Consider the following 14650-nt stretch of genomic DNA (forward strand, 5'->3'; position numbering starts at 1 on the left):
CATTTGGTTGAGCTAGGTTGTTTAGAAAGTACTGGTGCTGGTGGTCGTAGCACTCGTTACCTTATTAATCACGAGTATTGAATTATAGTGTGAGTAGTACACAATCAACCTGCTGCCCTGAGTAGCCCTCTCTTGGATAAAATGCCAGTGATGACCTTAGGTTTGAAATGGCCCCGTCAATCAAGGGGCCTTGCTTATTTTGATCCGAATATCAAATCAATAGCGAACCATCACGGATTTCAATTCAGTATAGTGCTCAATAAAGGCGCTACCGAATTCACGACCAATACCTGAGGATTTGGTACCACCAAATGGTAATGCCGGATCAAGGAATGTATGCATATTGATCCAAACAGTCCCCGCTTCGATACGCGGGATCATGCGCATAGCTTTGCTGAGATCATTGGTCCACAAACTCGCCGCTAAACCAAATGGAGTATTGTTCATCAATCCAATGAGTTCTTCTTCATCGTTATAGCTGAGGAAAGTCCCAACAGGGCCGAATGTCTCTTCCTTCATCAATGAATCTTCTGGGCTGTTAGCACGAATCACTGTTGGCGCCACAAAGAAACCCGGCCCGGCCAGAGCATGACCACCGTAAACAATCTCACTGCCTTCTTGACGAGCTTGCTCAAACAGGGACAGGATCTTGTCATAGTGTGCTTTGTTTGCCAACGGCCCCATTTCTGTTGATTCATCCAGAGGCAAGCCAATCTTCATTGCCGAGAGTCTTTCAGACAACAATTTCAGCACATCATCCATATGGCTTGCAGGAATATAGAAACGTTCCGCCGCCGCACAAATCTGCCCTTGATTGAGATAACCAGCCTCTAAAACACCATCGACAATTTTTTCAACAGGCATATCCGCTAAAAACGCTGCACCGTTCTTGCCACCCAATTCCAACGTGGTACGAGTCAATCCCTGTTCCATTGCTGATTTACCAACAGCAATACCCGTTGGCACCGATCCAGTGAAAGTGACCTTAGCACATAATGGATGACCTATCAGCGCAGGACCAAGCACCGAACCTGAACCATTAATCACATTAATGACACCATCAGGAATACCCGCTTGTTTGGCTAATTCAGCCACTCTGAGCATGGTCAACGGGGTGTATTCACTGGGTTTCAACACAATGGTACAGCCGCAAGTCAGTGCAGCCGCCATTTTCCAGATGGCAATCATGATGGAGAAATTCCACGGAATAATCCCTACCACAACACCAATCGGCTCGCGACGGGTAAACGCCGTGTATTGTTCACCCTTAAAAGAGGGCAAAGAGACATTCAGGGTTTCACCGCTGATCTTACTTGACCATCCGGCAAAATAACGCAGGAATTGAGCAGAAGAATCAATTTCTAGCATACGGGATAATTGGATGGTTTTACCGGAACAAAGGGTTTCTAACTGCGCCAACTCTTCCCGATGTGCCAGCAATAGATCTGCCAGACGATTCAAGCAATGACCGCGCTCCATCGGTGAAGTTTGGGCCCATACCCCATGAAATGCCTCATGTGCCGCTTGCATAGCCGCATTAACTTCCGCTTCACCGCCTTGATTAACCGTTGCAATGATTTCATCAGTCGCAGGGTTTATGACAGAAAATGTTTCACTCCCCTGACCAATGACCGGCTGACCATTAATATAATGTCCATGATTATGCTGCAAAAAGGCCGTAACTGACGGTAATAAGTTAATATCACTCATTATTTACCTCTATCAAATATACCCGTTATCTTTCAAGTTGCCTCTTTGTTGGCCGCACTCGCTCACCCCGGTCACATAGTTCGCTATGCTCCCGGGGATTCGCTCCCTTGCCGTCGCGATGCATCTTGAAATCCGTAGGGTATAAGTTTTTTTAACCTCTAATACAAGCCAGATAATGCTTCACAAAACGGTCAGCGGTGATTTCCCACAGTACTTCCGTTCCTTTCGGCGCAAACCAGGAATCCCCCGGATGATATTCAACGGTTTCACCGCTCTTCACATCGGTCAATTTTACCGAACCTTCTGTCACGGTTGCGTGCTCATCAAACGGATACACCATACTAAACTTGCCACGAGTACAAGCGAAAATACCACATGTCAGGCTATCCGTTGGTTCACCAAATATCATTGCCATACTGGCCTGCGGATCGCCTTCCAACACAGTCGCTCCCAGATTGCTTACGCTACCAATGTCCAATAATTCAGGCAGGGATTTGTTCAGTAAAAATGATTTAATCATAATGTTCTCGTTCCAAATAAAATAATTTATGAATTGTCCAATGAATACTATTGAGATCAATAAATTAACGGCGACCTTTCCAATACCCTGACGTCTGATGCCAAATTTTTCCCGCTGATACCATCAGATGTCGCAACTTATCTTTGCCAATAATATTCACATGAGGAATTGAACTCATCAGGTCATAACGTTCAGATCCTTCACTCATCCCTTCCGCCAACACTTTACAAACGATATGGCTTGGCGTGACCCCAAAACCTGAATATCCCTGCACATAGAACACATTATTGTGCTGCGGCAAAGAGCCAATCTGTGGGAACAAGTTTGCACTGCAACACAACGGCCCTCCCCATGCCAGTTCAACTTTCACATCTTTCAAATAAGGGAAAACTTTCAGCATCAAGTGGCGGTTCCAGGCTTTCAAATCAGATGGGATATGCTCAATGAAGGGGGTTGCGCTACCGAATAAGAGACGGTTTTCTCTCGTCACACGGAAGTAATCAATAACCGGACGAATATCACTGTATGCACCGCGAATCGGGCTGATTTTCTCAATCAAATCATCCGGCAACACTTCCGTCATTAATTGGAAGGCATAAGTGTTGACCACCTTTTTATAAATATATGGCTCAAGACCACTATTAAGAAAGGCGTTACAGGCCCACAACATTTTATTAGCACGAACCGATCCCATCGCGGTACGAACCGTTACTCTGGGACCATATTCAATATTCAGTACTTGGCTGTTCTCAAAGAGTTTTACGCCAAGGTCTGTCGCCGCTTTTGCCTCACCTAGCAACAGGTTTAGGGAATGGACATGCCCACCCCCCATATGCTTCAACGCGCAAGTATAAACATCAGAACCAATCACCTTTTTCACATCGGAGCCAGTGTAAAGCTCAATCTCTTCATCAGGAGAAACCGCCTTAAAATCTTGCAACCAACTACGTAACGTCTTTTCCTGCCTCTTATTCATGCCAAGATAGCCATAACCACGGCAGAGATCAGCATCAATATTATATTTAGCGATACGATCACGAATGATGCCGGCACCCAGGTTACTGATCTGAAAGATCGTTTCCAACCCTCGCTCACCAATATGGCGTTTGATCACCTCCAAATCATGACCGATACCCGCCATAACCTGACCACCATTACGACCTGTACTGCCATAGCCAAGATGACGGCTTTCCAAGATCGCAATATTAGTGATACCTTTTTCCGCCAGTTCAAGCGCAGTATTAATACCGGAAAATCCACCGCCGATAATCACGACGTCTACATCCAGATCTTCTTGTAATGCAGGAAAACGAAGATCATATTTCTTGGTCGCAGCGTAATAAGTTAATGAATCAAGATGATTGCTCATGTGATAGCCCGATTAGCATCCAACATAATCACCGGATTATCTGTAGCGCAGAGTCACATCACCATGTCCCTTTAGGGATATTTGCAACACAGTTTTAACATTTGTGACTCAGGCAAAATAACGGGTAGGTGGCACCATAAACAGGCTAAAAAGCTCTGCTTGTGATCTGATTTGTAGTTTTTGATAAATATTTTTCCGATGGTTTTTCACCGTCCCCGTACTGATAAAAAGTTTCTCAGCAATCTGTGGTGAGCCTTTACCTTGCAATATCAACTCCACAATCTCACATTCTCTCGGAGTCAAGGAATAACGAGTCTGAGTATCCAGATAAGCCATTTCAGCAGCAGGTGTTTGCTGCGTCATATCATCATGTAATCGCGCTACACTGCGGATAATTTCCAGTGTCGTTTTCAGGTTTTTCCGATGCTGTTTCTGGATGAAAAATGGCTGATTTTCCTTACCAAAAAACAGGCCAAGTTGCCTTTGGGAAGAGAGCTTCAGTAAAACCCCCGTTTCATCCTGCCAACCGGTCTTACGATAAAAATTCAGATAATAATCAGTATGATAAAACCCTGAAGGGACGAGTTCCCGTAAGGTAAATAGATCAGTGTCAGCCCCATCTATCAAGGCTTGATAGAACGGATCTTGCAGATAAGCACCCTGTTGATAAATCTGATTTATTGCATCACTGTTTTTCTTCTCGGTTTTACTCAAACAACGCGGAGAAGAACCTTGTTCAAAGGCATAAACAATGGCGTTATCAAAAATAATAAATTGTTCCAGCCAAGTCAGTAAATTAGGATAAAATTCACTGGTTGCCACCGATTCAATCACTGTTGATAATCTATCTACATGAATATCCATTCAATCCCTCGCAATTATTCATAAATTAATAATAAATCCGAAGCAGATATTGCCCGCCAATTCCATAGCGAAACTATATAAAAATCACACTTAAACTGGATCTACAACTCAATTATCGTTTATGTGTTAATCAAATCACAATTATGAAGCATTTTACTAATTATTTATGAGAGCACCCACTCAGATCTAAGATTTTGTCACGGAATAGACGTTTTAACTGGATTATGCTCATTTTTTATATCACTTTCTCTGGCAAGGAGTAAAAATGACCACCAAAAAAATTATTCTTGATTGCGATCCGGGACACGATGACGCCATTGCGATGTTATTGGCGCATGGTAACCCTCATATTGAGCTATTAGCCGTCACGACGGTTGTCGGGAATCAGACACTGGATAAAGTCACTCACAATGCGCTGGCGATAGCGCATATTGCCGGTATTACCGGCGTACCCTTTGCCGCAGGCTGTCATCGGCCATTAGTTCGCGAGCTCGAAACGGCATCGGATATTCACGGCGAATCTGGTCTGGGTGGCGTGAAGTTGCCTAAACACTCTCGAACTCTAGATCCTCGCCACGCCACTGATCTGATCATTGATACTATTATGTCTCATCCGCCCAAAACGGTGACTTTGGTTCCCGTTGGCAGCTTAACCAATATTGCTCTCGCCGTCCGTAAAGCACCGAAGATCGTTGAACGGGTAAAAGAAGTGGTATTAATGGGTGGTGGATATCACACGGCTAACAGAAGCGCAGTGGCAGAATTCAACATCAAAACCGATCCAGAAGCGGCACATATTGTTTTCAATGAAAAATGGCCACTGACGATGGTCGGTCTGGATCTGACACATCAAGCACGCGCCACATCCGAAATCATCAAAGCAATTTCACGTATCAATACCAAAGCGTCTCGGTTTGTCGTAGAGCTACTGGAGTACTATGGTGAAAGTTATCAGAAGAGACATGGTTTCAACTGCCCTCCAATACATGATCCTTGTGCCGTCGCCTATGTGATCGACCCTACCGTGATGACAACGCAAAAAGTCCCCGTCAATATTGAACTGAATGGTACCTTAACTGTGGGAATGACCGTAGCGGATTTCCGTTATCCACCATCAGAAGATTGCCATACCCAAGTTGCAGTCAAACTCGATCAACAGCGATTCTGGCAATTGATTATTGATGCGTTGAAAAACATCGGCGATACCTGCGATTAAGATGGAAAATAACCACAGGTAAGGAGCGATCGATCATTAAAGCCGTTATTTTCACTATTAAACGGCTTTTAACACCGCCCTAAGTCGCGGATATCGACGAGCCAAACGCCAACGCAATCTAAATCCACGGGCATTTTTCCAGATCATTGACCAAATACCGCGCTCAAACAATTCATGAACGATTTGTTGTTTTATCGTAGAGGATTCTATCTCATTAATCGTATGCAAAATCCCTAGCCCCTCTTTCGCGATCTGCCAATGACACGCCGGCACCTGCTTGACTTGTTGTGGATAACGCTGATTAATCTTATTCAGCATCTCCAAGATTTTCATATAGTGATGTGCTGTTCTTACCTTAATACGATCATCCGCAGGAACATGGGACACCGAAGCGGTGTGAATCAGATAATCATAAAAAGATTCATCAATATATTGCACCCGATTTGCCGTCAACAAGAGTTCTGTTGTCCACGGAATATCCTGATGATGCAACCCCGGTTCAAACTGATAATGATGTTTTGTCAGAAAAGCCCGTTTATAGATATTCAGCCAAGTTACATGCAGGAATTTGCGTGAACTCAGTGCTTGTTGCAACCATTCTGGCCCGCTCAGAACCACGGTAGAAGAGAGGCGCTCGGAAGGAAAAATCTTTCGAGCAGGCCGACCATCATCATAAACATAATGACCGTTGCAAGTAGCAATATCCAAATCATTATTCTGAGCAATCTCTAACAGCCGGTTATACATACCCGGATAAATGACATCATCAATATCAGGGAAAGCCACATAATCACCTCTGGCTTTCGCTAACCCCGTGTTACGGGCAACAGAAACCCCTTGATTCTTCTGAGTGATAATTTCTGTCTTTGGGAATTTTTCGGCATATTGCTCAATAATCTGGCGACTATTATCCGTTGAACCATCATCAACCAAAATTAATTCAAAATCAGTTAGCTTTTGCCGAGATAAATTGACAAAAAACTGCGGTAAAAACCGCTTTCCATTATAAATAGCTACGACAATGCTGAGTTTTAGTGATATAGACATAAAATCAATATATTCCTTTAGCCCAAAGGTGTTATTTTCTTATATTGAGATCATCTGGATATTTATCAGAAAAATAATTTACACATATAAATATAAACCCAATAAATATTTATTACCTTTACATTATACCTAAAAATAAAATATTAATGATTTATACCCTATGGATTTCAAGATGCATCGCGGCGGCAAGGGAGCGAATCCCCGGGAGCATAGATAACGATGTGACCGGGGTGAGTGAGTGCAGCCAACAAAGAGGCAACTTGAAAGATGACGGGTATATAGTGATTTTTATTTAAAATTGTTATCATTGATATACACTATATAATCAAACACATCCAGATAATTTATTAATAGCCGACATTTTCACCAACATTACCGCTGAAATTAATAATAGTTCAACCGCAGTTAAACAATTACTCACTACATTTCACATCAACTAATGTAATGATGTTATTGTTTATCTTTGGTTTTAGCAAAAAGCAGATAATAATATTTGCAATGAAGCTGAGCTGTACTGGTAACGCGTACTATCCTAGGTCATACACAACATTTTATTGCTTCCAGTGCATTATGTTGGGTTTTACCGGACCCCAGATTTTTATCTTCCATCCCCTAGAAAAGGAATCTAATATTATGAAAAAACAGGAAAAGATAGCCACACGGGCAATTATTACCGCCAGCTTGCTGACACTGATAACGGGCTGTAGCCATATGGAAAAAATCCATATGCCAGAAGAAAATAAACCCATCCTTTCTACTAAGCTGGACATCCATCAGCCAACATCGATCATTGTTCCTGTCACTATCTCCGGTAAAAAATATCAATTCTTACTGGATACTGGCGCCAGTTATACCTTCATCGATAATAAGCTGGCAAAAACGCTGACACAAACCACACCAGAATCAAAAATACCGGTTACATTCCATCGTATGCTGTCCGATGGACTGGTTACAACCAGTGAAAAACGCTTACACAAAGCTGACCTAACGTTATGGCAACCCCTGGCGATTACCCTCGGTAACCATACGGTGCCGGGCTCTGATCCCTGGATTGGCATTGACATAAGCCTCTTTAATCAGTCCATTGGTCAGGATCTGGATGGTATTCTCGGCATTGACACTTTTCGTCAGTTAAACTGGGAAATAAATAATCTGAACCACACATTGACAGTATGGCGACATGCGCCTTCAATCCTAAATTATCAACAATGTGAACCTTACAGTGATAGCTACGGTAGATCTCCCGCAATCCAGGTTTCTAATGTCGTTTTTAATATAGATACCGGAGCCGATTACAGCTATGTTTCTCAGGAATTTATTGAATATCTGAAAAAAGAGCACAAAGATAAAATTTCTGAAGGAATCAATGTCAAATACGCGTCCGCTAGTGGGCTTGATAGTAGTAAAGAGTATCTGATTGATGGCTTTTATTTACAGCAACTGCCGGTAGGTCGTCTGAGAATTGGCGAAAATAAAAATGATCTCTACAATCTTGGTATGAATTTCTTCTCACGTTTTGATGATTATCTGTTTATTCCAAATAAAATGCTGCTCTGTTTTAACGCCAAAAACTTTACCCGTTATGACAGTCCATTACTCCGCACGATTGCAATCCGTTATTTTAATAACAAAGTAGAGATATTTTACAACGATCCGAAATATATTGAAAAATTTGGATTAAAGAACGGTGATATTGTCCTGGAAGTTAATGGTCAACAAGCCCTTCCTAAGGATATCACCTATCTTCGTAATCAGTTGTCAGAAACACCATCAGGTAAATTGACAATAAAAATTGAACGAAATAACATCCAGAAAATTATTACCATTTAATAAAGCCATTTATTGGGGGAGATATAGGTTCTCCCTCAATATACCCGTCATCTTTCAAGTTGCCTCTTCGTCGCGATCCATCTTGAAATCCATTGGGTATAAACTTATTCTTCAATTTGGTATTTATTATGTTTATAAGCAAGATACGTTTTAGGTAAATTTTTTTCTTTCAACACCTGCCATATTTCCAGTGCCTGTTTTTTCCCTTTACCTTTATTTTCAGGATCAGCAATGAAATCACTAATAAAATTATTCAAACGAGCGGAAGGGATCTGTGGAAGCCTTCCTTCCTGCTGTTTCAAAGAAGCCAAGTGCTCGACCAAATCACCATAGGTAATTTTGTTATTATTGGCAATTTGCGCTTTACGCCAATGATTTAACCAATACCATTGGCCGGATTTATCCGCTAATGGCCCATATTGGCGGTTCACTTGTTCTAATAAGAAATTTTTAGTTTGCTTGTCACTCACATAATTTATTACCAAACTTTCTAGGGTGAGTAAATCCCGACTAGCACAATCTCTTTTGTTAGGAATAGCAATAGGCAAATCGCCTGAATAGCCAAATAGCCGTGATCGAATATGCAGCTCAAGCTCATTCTTTTTTAAGTGACTTGTTGCAATTCCTAAAGATTTAGCAAACTGCCGAAGTTCAGTTACGTAAAAATAACTATTCTCAAACGCTTCCTGATTCATGCCTTTATGCAATTTACTCACAATAACATTTCCTTAATCGTATTTATCAGTTACCACCAACCCATTTTCTCAACCTTTATCAAGGCTAGCACAGTAATTCATTCCAACAAAAAGATAAGAAAATTTCCAAGAAATAAAGGGGAAAGAGACTATTTTAGCCTTTTGGCTTTGCACTGAAATCAAACAAGTCTGTCAGCTCAATCTGCAAACCACTCGCAATAATATTGATGATTTCAAGCGTAGGATTTCTAACCCCACGCTCAATACCACTGATATACGTCCGGTCAATTCCACATTTATCGGCAAAAGCCTCCTGAGACATGCCAGACGATTGCCTGAAATACCTAACTCTTTGTCCAAAAAGGAATTTTACAGCATTTGGCTTTTTCATCCGATAAGTATCGAATTATGTTACTTATCAGACCACGGACTATGAGTCACTTTTTGCGGTAAGTTATGTTATCATATGTGACTTATAGTCTACTATGTAACGATTTACCTTTTCATATCAAAGTTATCCGTAACGTGGAGGATTAATAATGAAAAATCAGGACTGGCACCCAGCAGACATTATCGCCGAGCTGAAAAAACGGGGAACATCATTAGCAGCCGTTTCAAGGGAAGCAGGGTTAGCATCATCTACCCTTGCTAATACCCTGCAACGCCGCTGGCCCAAAGGTCAACGGCTTATTGCCACGGCTTTGGATCGCGATCCCGCTGAAATATGGCCTTCAAGGTACACAAAGTAAGTGGCTGTAGATAAAAATGGAGCAGTTTATCAATAAGATAAGCTGCTCCGATCTACTTTATACCACTCGGTAAGAATAATGATTACTTGCATTTATCTTTTCCTGTTCGCAATCCATTTCTTCATGCGAACGTAAAAAATCAGGTTGCCTTTTGTTTTCACGAAATACATACTTTTAATATGTACTTAAAGTGTGTTTTTGAGGTGTGCTATGAAGCATAGAGTTAACATAACAGTTGATAAAGAAAATTATCTGATCATGAGTTCAGCCGGTGTAAACATTTCAGGTTTTGTTAATGAAGTCATGACCAGAGAAGCTCAACGAATCAAAGCTGAAAGCTGGAAAGCAGATAATCGCAAAGGAATGGAAGAAGTTGCTCAATTTATTGAACAATATGGTTCATTTGCTGATGAAAACAGGAACTGGTAAATGCAATTTGTTGTTTATCAATACAAACGGAGCGAAAGCAAATACAGTATGTTTGTTGATGTACAAAGTGACATCATTGAAACACCAGGAAGACGTATGGTTATTCCTTTGGTTGAAGCGCATCATTTTTCAAGCAAGGTGAGTCGTCATCTATTTCCTATAGTGCAAATCAGAGATGAAAATTACCGACTTTTAACAACAGAACTTTCAAGTGTCTCAGAAAGCGTAATTGGAGAGAAAATCACTGATGCACGAATTAAAGTCGACTAACTCTTTTTCTCCGCGTCAAAGTCAAACAGATCTTTTAATTCGATCTGCAAACCACTTGCTATGACATTGATAACTTCAAGCGTGGGATTCCTGACGCCACGTTCAATGCCACTGATATAAGTACGATCAAGCCCACATTTATCGGCAAAAGCTTCCTGAGACATACCAGATGCCATTCTGATATATCTAACTCTTTGTCCAAAAAGGGATTTTATAGTGTTAGGTTTTTTCATTCGATAAGTATCGAACGATGTTACTTATCAAACCACGGACTATAAGTCACGTTTTCCTGTAACTCGTGTTACTAATATGACTTACCGCAAAAATACGATGAATTATGTTTTTAATAACCAAGTGATCTGTAATTGGGAGGATTAAAAAGTTCAACATCATGGCACAAAGGGCATATATAGCTTCTCTTATCATTCACTTCCTTGATCCTTATAGACACTACCGCCTTTGTCTGGAAAGGTACCAAACAAACATAACGTTACAAACCAAAATATGAAAAAATTTTAAACATATTAATTAAATTAATTTATTTTATCAATAAACTTGCCAATCTAGTCGCAGATATTATCTTTTCTTAACATTTATTAAGCACGATTTTTGCGCATATAAGCCGCTAATACCGTACGCTCTGACTGCTCCAGATAGCTTTTTAACTCGGAGGCCGCACTTTCTGGTTCACCTTTCTCAAGTAACGCCAAAATATGGGCATTCTGATCAATATAGGGAACATAAAAAAGTTCAGGATCGTTCAGATAACCAAAAGCCAGACGCAATTCCGCAGAAATATGCCCATAGAATGTTATCAACCGTTCACTGTCAGTCAGTTCAACAATAGCTGAATGAAATGCCATATTTGCGGTTCCAACACCAAGCCAGTCCTGAGTATTACGGCACTGTTTAGCCATTTCGATTGCACTGCGCATATGTTCAACCGCAGGATGCAGAGGATAAGATTGCGCTAATGCCTGACATTCAATAAACCGCCGGACCCGGTAAATATCGATAATAGAAGCAATACTCGGTGTGGCGACAAAAACACCACGGTTAGGTTCATATCGCAGTAACCCTTCCTGCGTCAGTACACGAAAAACCTCACGTAATGTATTACGCGATATTTTAAGTTGTTCGCTCAGAGCCGCTTCTGATAGTCGTTGACCGGGTGATAACTCCCCAATAATCAGTTTTTGCCGGATAATATTTGTTACTTTTTCACTTAACGTCTTAGGAGAGGAATTATCTTTTTTCATAATAATTAATTGAAAGAACGGACCAAATGTAGCAAACCTGACCACAAGCTCCCGGTTGCTAAAGATAAGAATGGCAGGCATATTCACACATTCATCTACTGCCAGCAAGCATAGAGATTCCTCCCCACTGACTGTTTTCTACGCCATAATTAGATTTGATTCATTATGGAAGCCAGTGGAGGCCCCCCTCGAAAATGACTAACTATGTAACATTTTGTTTTAATAAATTATCCTGGGGTTATAAACCAGAGCTGACGAAATTCTCGTCACACTAAATCCAGTCCTGCCACAACTTCATCAAGGTCAATAATTTTACCATTACTCTGAAAAGAATAATGACCGTTCAGTAATATATACTGCCAAGCTACCAGCAACATTTGGTCAGCAGTGTCACTGCCTTGGTGTTAATTTATTCAGCAGCTGCAATAAAATGATCGAGTTATGGTGGTAGATGATAACGTTGGCAATCAATTGGCCACACCGTTTCAATATCGGTTCGCCCAGTAAATTCTTTTTTACCATCAACCCGAGTGATAGCCGAGCGTAACTGATAATTACTCAAGGCGATTCTGTGAGCAATGCACATTCCGTTCTAACTGCGGATAACACAGCGTGTCGGATTGATTACCTATGACAAATGGCAAACTTAACCGCGCATTGCCATATATGCCCGTGGAGGATTGCCTGCCATATTTTTAAAAAAGGTGGCGAAAGCGCTATCGCTGGAAAAAGCTAGTTGGCTAGCGACGTCAGATTGGCTGTATCCCTCTGCTAGCAGCTCTATTGCTTTGATTAGCCGCCACTGTTGCCGCCACTGTTGATAGTTCAGCCCAGTTTCACGCAGGAAGATGCGGCTAATGGTTTTTTCCGATGCGCCGATATAACTAGCCAGCTCGTACAGCGGCGGTATTGTGACCATATCGGCTAAATTTCTCAGGCGGCGGTCACTGGGTAGGGGCAGCAGGGTTAATTCGCGTGGAGCCAGTTGTATCTCATCCAGGCATACCGCTAGAATATTAGCGGTAGCACCGTGCTGCCAGTTGGTGTCGAACTCAGCGATGGCAATGCGCTCCAGCACTTCGCGTAGCAGAGGTGAAGCAGTCAGGACTTCTAAGCATTCAGGCAGACTAGGGTAATGGGAGCGATCGAGATACACCGAGCGATAACCTACTACACCGCTAACTTGCACCCGATGCTCCAGCCGCGGTGGAATCCAAGCGATACGACCCGGCGGGAGCATGCAGATGCTCTCATTGAGCGTAATTCGCATACAGCCTCGCTGACTAAACAGTAGTTGCCCCATCCTATGCCAGTGTGGGCCAGAGTCATGCTGAGCTAATTCGGCTGCGATGCCCAATACGCTATTGTCGAATGAATCCGGATCAAAGGCATCCTGAGCGTTAAGCCATGTCATACTCTGTCCGATTATGTAAATTTTTTGTCTTTTATATTGTAACAGACAACAGAGCGAAGGTGGTACCTTGGTGTCCCTATTTTACCTTTAGTCACAGGACTTGCTATGCAACGCAAACTTACCCTCACACTAGCAACATCTATGATGATGTTTCCCCAAGTGGTGGAAACGATCTACAGCCCAGCGCTTACTCATATCGCTGAAGGGTTTCATGTCAGCGCAGAAATGGCCGCGCAAACTTTGTCCTGTTACTTCTTTGCTTTTGCCCTCGGCGTTGTGGTGTGGGGGCGGATGTGTGATGTGATTGGACGGCGCCCTACGATCCTTACCGGACTCGCGTTATATATGTTGGCATCGATCTTAGCGATCTTCTGCGATAGTTTTACCATATTATTGGTGGCGAGGGTATTGGCCGCCTTTGGTGCAGCGGTGGGATCGGTGGGCACCCAGACTGCCATTCGTGATCAGTTCAGCGGCTACGAATTGGCGCGAGTGTTTTCGGTGATGGGGATAGCGATGGCGGTTAGCCCGGCGATCGGCGTGCTGAGCGGTGCGTTACTGACCCATTATTGGGGCTATCAGGGCGTCTTTAGCGGTCTGGCGATATTAGCGGCGGCGTTGCTGGCTTATGCTGCATGGCAACTGCCAGAAACGCGCCCGCAAGAGGTCGTGAAAAGCTTCTTCTTCGGTACTCTGGAGCGTATGACTAAAGATGGTGACATCTGGCACAGTGCGCTGTTGGTCGCTCTATTCAATATCTGCATGTTCAGTTATTACCAATTAGCACCGTTCCGTTTTGAAACACTGGGTCTTCCTGCGCAATGGTTTGGCTATACCGGGCTGGTGTTGGCAGCAGGTGTGGCCCTTGGCGCAGCCATTAACAAGCTTTTGATCACCAAGCACTGGTTATTTACCGCTTTGCTAACACTGGCGTGTGTTCTGCTGCTTTCTGGCGGTATCTTAGTGTTCTTACTGGAAGAAACGGTATGGTTTGTCTTACCAATGATGCTGGTTGTGATGGCATATGGGATTGCTATTCCCAATATTCTGGCGCGTGCCCTGCGGCGCTATAAAGATTGCATGGGAACGGCGGGGGCGATCCTTGGTTTGATGTATTACCTGATGTTAGGGGGCGGTTTGGTTCTGGCAGGGTTGACGCAACGCCTTGGCGTGGTACTGACAATTAGCAGCATTTGTGCACTGATGCTGGCAGGGAGTATCGTACGTAGCGAACGGCAACTCACCTTGCCAAAAGGTGAAAAAAAACGCGCCTGAGTA

17 protein-coding genes and 1 pseudogene are annotated in these 14650 nt (G+C 42.7%); 7 read left to right on the forward strand and 11 right to left on the reverse strand.

Translation table 11 applies throughout. The features are described 5' to 3' along the window. Window positions 1–216: 216 nt before the first annotated feature. The 4 genes from LGZ98_RS13465 to LGZ98_RS13480 form a co-directional block, all read right to left on the reverse strand. Window positions 217–1710 (reverse strand): aldehyde dehydrogenase family protein, encoded by a 1494-nt coding sequence (locus tag LGZ98_RS13465; protein ID WP_113043852.1) that lies wholly within the window; start codon window positions 1708–1710, stop codon window positions 217–219. Window positions 1711–1861: 151 nt separating this feature from the next. Next, window positions 1862–2230 (reverse strand): cupin domain-containing protein, encoded by a 369-nt coding sequence (locus tag LGZ98_RS13470; RefSeq protein ID WP_113043851.1) that lies wholly within the window; start codon window positions 2228–2230, stop codon window positions 1862–1864. A gap of 64 nt (window positions 2231–2294) precedes the next feature. After that, entirely contained in the window at window positions 2295–3599 is a 1305-nt protein-coding gene (locus LGZ98_RS13475) for an NAD(P)/FAD-dependent oxidoreductase (RefSeq protein WP_113043850.1), read from the reverse strand. Window positions 3600–3707: 108 nt separating this feature from the next. Then, on the reverse strand, window positions 3708–4463 hold the full coding sequence (locus tag LGZ98_RS13480; protein WP_113043849.1) for a response regulator transcription factor: 756 nt from the start codon (window positions 4461–4463) through the stop codon (window positions 3708–3710). A gap of 265 nt (window positions 4464–4728) precedes the next feature. Between LGZ98_RS13480 and uriH the strand changes: the two genes are divergently transcribed. Next, complete coding sequence (gene uriH / locus LGZ98_RS13485; RefSeq protein ID WP_113043848.1) at window positions 4729–5679, forward strand: uridine-preferring nucleoside hydrolase UriH; 951 nt, start codon at window positions 4729–4731, stop codon at window positions 5677–5679. A 57-nt stretch (window positions 5680–5736) separates the two neighbouring features. Here uriH and LGZ98_RS13490 read toward each other — a convergent pair whose 3' ends face one another. Further along, the gene (locus LGZ98_RS13490) at window positions 5737–6726 is read right to left on the reverse strand and encodes a glycosyltransferase (protein WP_113043847.1); all 990 of its coding nucleotides are present in this window, start codon (window positions 6724–6726) and stop codon (window positions 5737–5739) included. A 146-nt stretch (window positions 6727–6872) separates the two neighbouring features. On the opposite strand from LGZ98_RS13490, the gene LGZ98_RS13495 reads away from it, so the two are divergent. Then, the gene (locus tag LGZ98_RS13495; RefSeq protein ID WP_262978181.1) at window positions 6873–7022 is read left to right on the forward strand and encodes a hypothetical protein; all 150 of its coding nucleotides are present in this window, start codon (window positions 6873–6875) and stop codon (window positions 7020–7022) included. Between the two features lie 337 nt (window positions 7023–7359). Continuing rightward, window positions 7360–8556: an aspartyl protease family protein gene (locus LGZ98_RS13500; protein ID WP_113043846.1), complete on the forward strand. Its 1197-nt coding sequence runs from the start codon at window positions 7360–7362 to the stop codon at window positions 8554–8556. A 104-nt stretch (window positions 8557–8660) separates the two neighbouring features. Here LGZ98_RS13500 and LGZ98_RS13505 read toward each other — a convergent pair whose 3' ends face one another. Together LGZ98_RS13505 and xreR1 (LGZ98_RS13510) are read right to left on the reverse strand one after the other, a co-directional pair. Continuing rightward, on the reverse strand, window positions 8661–9251 hold the full coding sequence (locus tag LGZ98_RS13505; protein WP_223121453.1) for a hypothetical protein: 591 nt from the start codon (window positions 9249–9251) through the stop codon (window positions 8661–8663). Between the two features lie 154 nt (window positions 9252–9405). Then, window positions 9406–9642: a cell morphology transcriptional regulator XreR1 gene (gene xreR1, locus LGZ98_RS13510; RefSeq protein WP_011148388.1), complete on the reverse strand. Its 237-nt coding sequence runs from the start codon at window positions 9640–9642 to the stop codon at window positions 9406–9408. Between the two features lie 148 nt (window positions 9643–9790). Here xreR1 (LGZ98_RS13510) and xreR2 point away from each other — a divergent pair, with 148 nt between their 5' ends. From xreR2 to LGZ98_RS13525, 3 genes are all read left to right on the forward strand, one after another. Then, on the forward strand, window positions 9791–10000 hold the full coding sequence (gene xreR2, locus LGZ98_RS13515; RefSeq protein ID WP_113026268.1) for a cell morphology transcriptional regulator XreR2: 210 nt from the start codon (window positions 9791–9793) through the stop codon (window positions 9998–10000). 210 nt (window positions 10001–10210) lie between these two features. After that, window positions 10211–10429, forward strand: coding sequence for a type II toxin-antitoxin system antitoxin CcdA (gene ccdA, locus LGZ98_RS13520; protein WP_113026269.1), 219 nt, complete (start codon window positions 10211–10213; stop codon window positions 10427–10429). Further along, window positions 10430–10699 carry a CcdB family protein gene (locus tag LGZ98_RS13525; RefSeq protein ID WP_113043844.1) on the forward strand — a complete coding sequence of 90 codons (270 nt, stop codon included), beginning with the start codon at window positions 10430–10432 and terminating at the stop codon, window positions 10697–10699. Here the strand turns inward: LGZ98_RS13525 and xreR1 (LGZ98_RS13530) are convergent. The 4 genes and pseudogenes from xreR1 (LGZ98_RS13530) to LGZ98_RS13545 form a co-directional block, all read right to left on the reverse strand. Continuing rightward, on the reverse strand, window positions 10696–10932 hold the full coding sequence (gene xreR1, locus LGZ98_RS13530) for a cell morphology transcriptional regulator XreR1 (RefSeq protein ID WP_113026271.1): 237 nt from the start codon (window positions 10930–10932) through the stop codon (window positions 10696–10698). The two genes, LGZ98_RS13525 and xreR1 (LGZ98_RS13530), sit on opposite strands and share 4 nt — an antisense overlap. Window positions 10933–11295: 363 nt before the next feature. After that, window positions 11296–11958 carry a GntR family transcriptional regulator gene (locus tag LGZ98_RS13535; RefSeq protein ID WP_191214893.1) on the reverse strand — a complete coding sequence of 221 codons (663 nt, stop codon included), beginning with the start codon at window positions 11956–11958 and terminating at the stop codon, window positions 11296–11298. Between the two features lie 266 nt (window positions 11959–12224). Next, window positions 12225–12560, reverse strand: a pseudogene (locus tag LGZ98_RS13540) (Tn3 family transposase); the annotation flags it as partial. 44 nt (window positions 12561–12604) lie between these two features. Continuing rightward, entirely contained in the window at window positions 12605–13372 is a 768-nt protein-coding gene (locus LGZ98_RS13545; RefSeq protein ID WP_113043842.1) for an AraC family transcriptional regulator, read from the reverse strand. 105 nt (window positions 13373–13477) lie between these two features. Between LGZ98_RS13545 and LGZ98_RS13550 the strand changes: the two genes are divergently transcribed. After that, window positions 13478–14647: an MFS transporter gene (locus tag LGZ98_RS13550; RefSeq protein WP_113043841.1), complete on the forward strand. Its 1170-nt coding sequence runs from the start codon at window positions 13478–13480 to the stop codon at window positions 14645–14647. Window positions 14648–14650: the final 3 nt, after the last annotated feature.

Source organism: Photorhabdus kayaii (assembly GCF_025384895.1).
In the GTDB taxonomy this organism is placed as follows: Bacteria; Pseudomonadota; Gammaproteobacteria; order Enterobacterales; family Enterobacteriaceae; genus Photorhabdus; species Photorhabdus kayaii.

Excerpts from the sequence above, each read along its gene's own strand:
- LGZ98_RS13470 (WP_113043851.1), bottom strand. The coding sequence starts at position 2,230 with ATGATTAAATCATTTTTACTGAACAAATCCCTGCCTGAATTATTGGAC.
- LGZ98_RS13495 (WP_262978181.1), top strand. The coding sequence starts at position 6,873 with ATGATTTATACCCTATGGATTTCAAGATGCATCGCGGCGGCAAGGGAG.
- LGZ98_RS13490 (WP_113043847.1), bottom strand. The coding sequence starts at position 6,726 with ATGTCTATATCACTAAAACTCAGCATTGTCGTAGCTATTTATAATGGA.
- LGZ98_RS13545 (WP_113043842.1), bottom strand. The coding sequence starts at position 13,372 with ATGACATGGCTTAACGCTCAGGATGCCTTTGATCCGGATTCATTCGAC.
- xreR1 (WP_011148388.1), bottom strand. The coding sequence starts at position 9,642 with ATGAAAAAGCCAAATGCTGTAAAATTCCTTTTTGGACAAAGAGTTAGG.
- LGZ98_RS13525 (WP_113043844.1), top strand. The coding sequence starts at position 10,430 with ATGCAATTTGTTGTTTATCAATACAAACGGAGCGAAAGCAAATACAGT.
- LGZ98_RS13550 (WP_113043841.1), top strand. The coding sequence starts at position 13,478 with ATGCAACGCAAACTTACCCTCACACTAGCAACATCTATGATGATGTTT.
- LGZ98_RS13505 (WP_223121453.1), bottom strand. The coding sequence starts at position 9,251 with ATGAATCAGGAAGCGTTTGAGAATAGTTATTTTTACGTAACTGAACTT.
- xreR2 (WP_113026268.1), top strand. The coding sequence starts at position 9,791 with ATGAAAAATCAGGACTGGCACCCAGCAGACATTATCGCCGAGCTGAAA.
- LGZ98_RS13535 (WP_191214893.1), bottom strand. The coding sequence starts at position 11,958 with ATGAAAAAAGATAATTCCTCTCCTAAGACGTTAAGTGAAAAAGTAACA.
- xreR1 (WP_113026271.1), bottom strand. The coding sequence starts at position 10,932 with ATGAAAAAACCTAACACTATAAAATCCCTTTTTGGACAAAGAGTTAGA.
- LGZ98_RS13500 (WP_113043846.1), top strand. The coding sequence starts at position 7,360 with ATGAAAAAACAGGAAAAGATAGCCACACGGGCAATTATTACCGCCAGC.
- LGZ98_RS13480 (WP_113043849.1), bottom strand. The coding sequence starts at position 4,463 with ATGGATATTCATGTAGATAGATTATCAACAGTGATTGAATCGGTGGCA.
- LGZ98_RS13465 (WP_113043852.1), bottom strand. The coding sequence starts at position 1,710 with ATGAGTGATATTAACTTATTACCGTCAGTTACGGCCTTTTTGCAGCAT.
- uriH (WP_113043848.1), top strand. The coding sequence starts at position 4,729 with ATGACCACCAAAAAAATTATTCTTGATTGCGATCCGGGACACGATGAC.
- ccdA (WP_113026269.1), top strand. The coding sequence starts at position 10,211 with ATGAAGCATAGAGTTAACATAACAGTTGATAAAGAAAATTATCTGATC.
- LGZ98_RS13475 (WP_113043850.1), bottom strand. The coding sequence starts at position 3,599 with ATGAGCAATCATCTTGATTCATTAACTTATTACGCTGCGACCAAGAAA.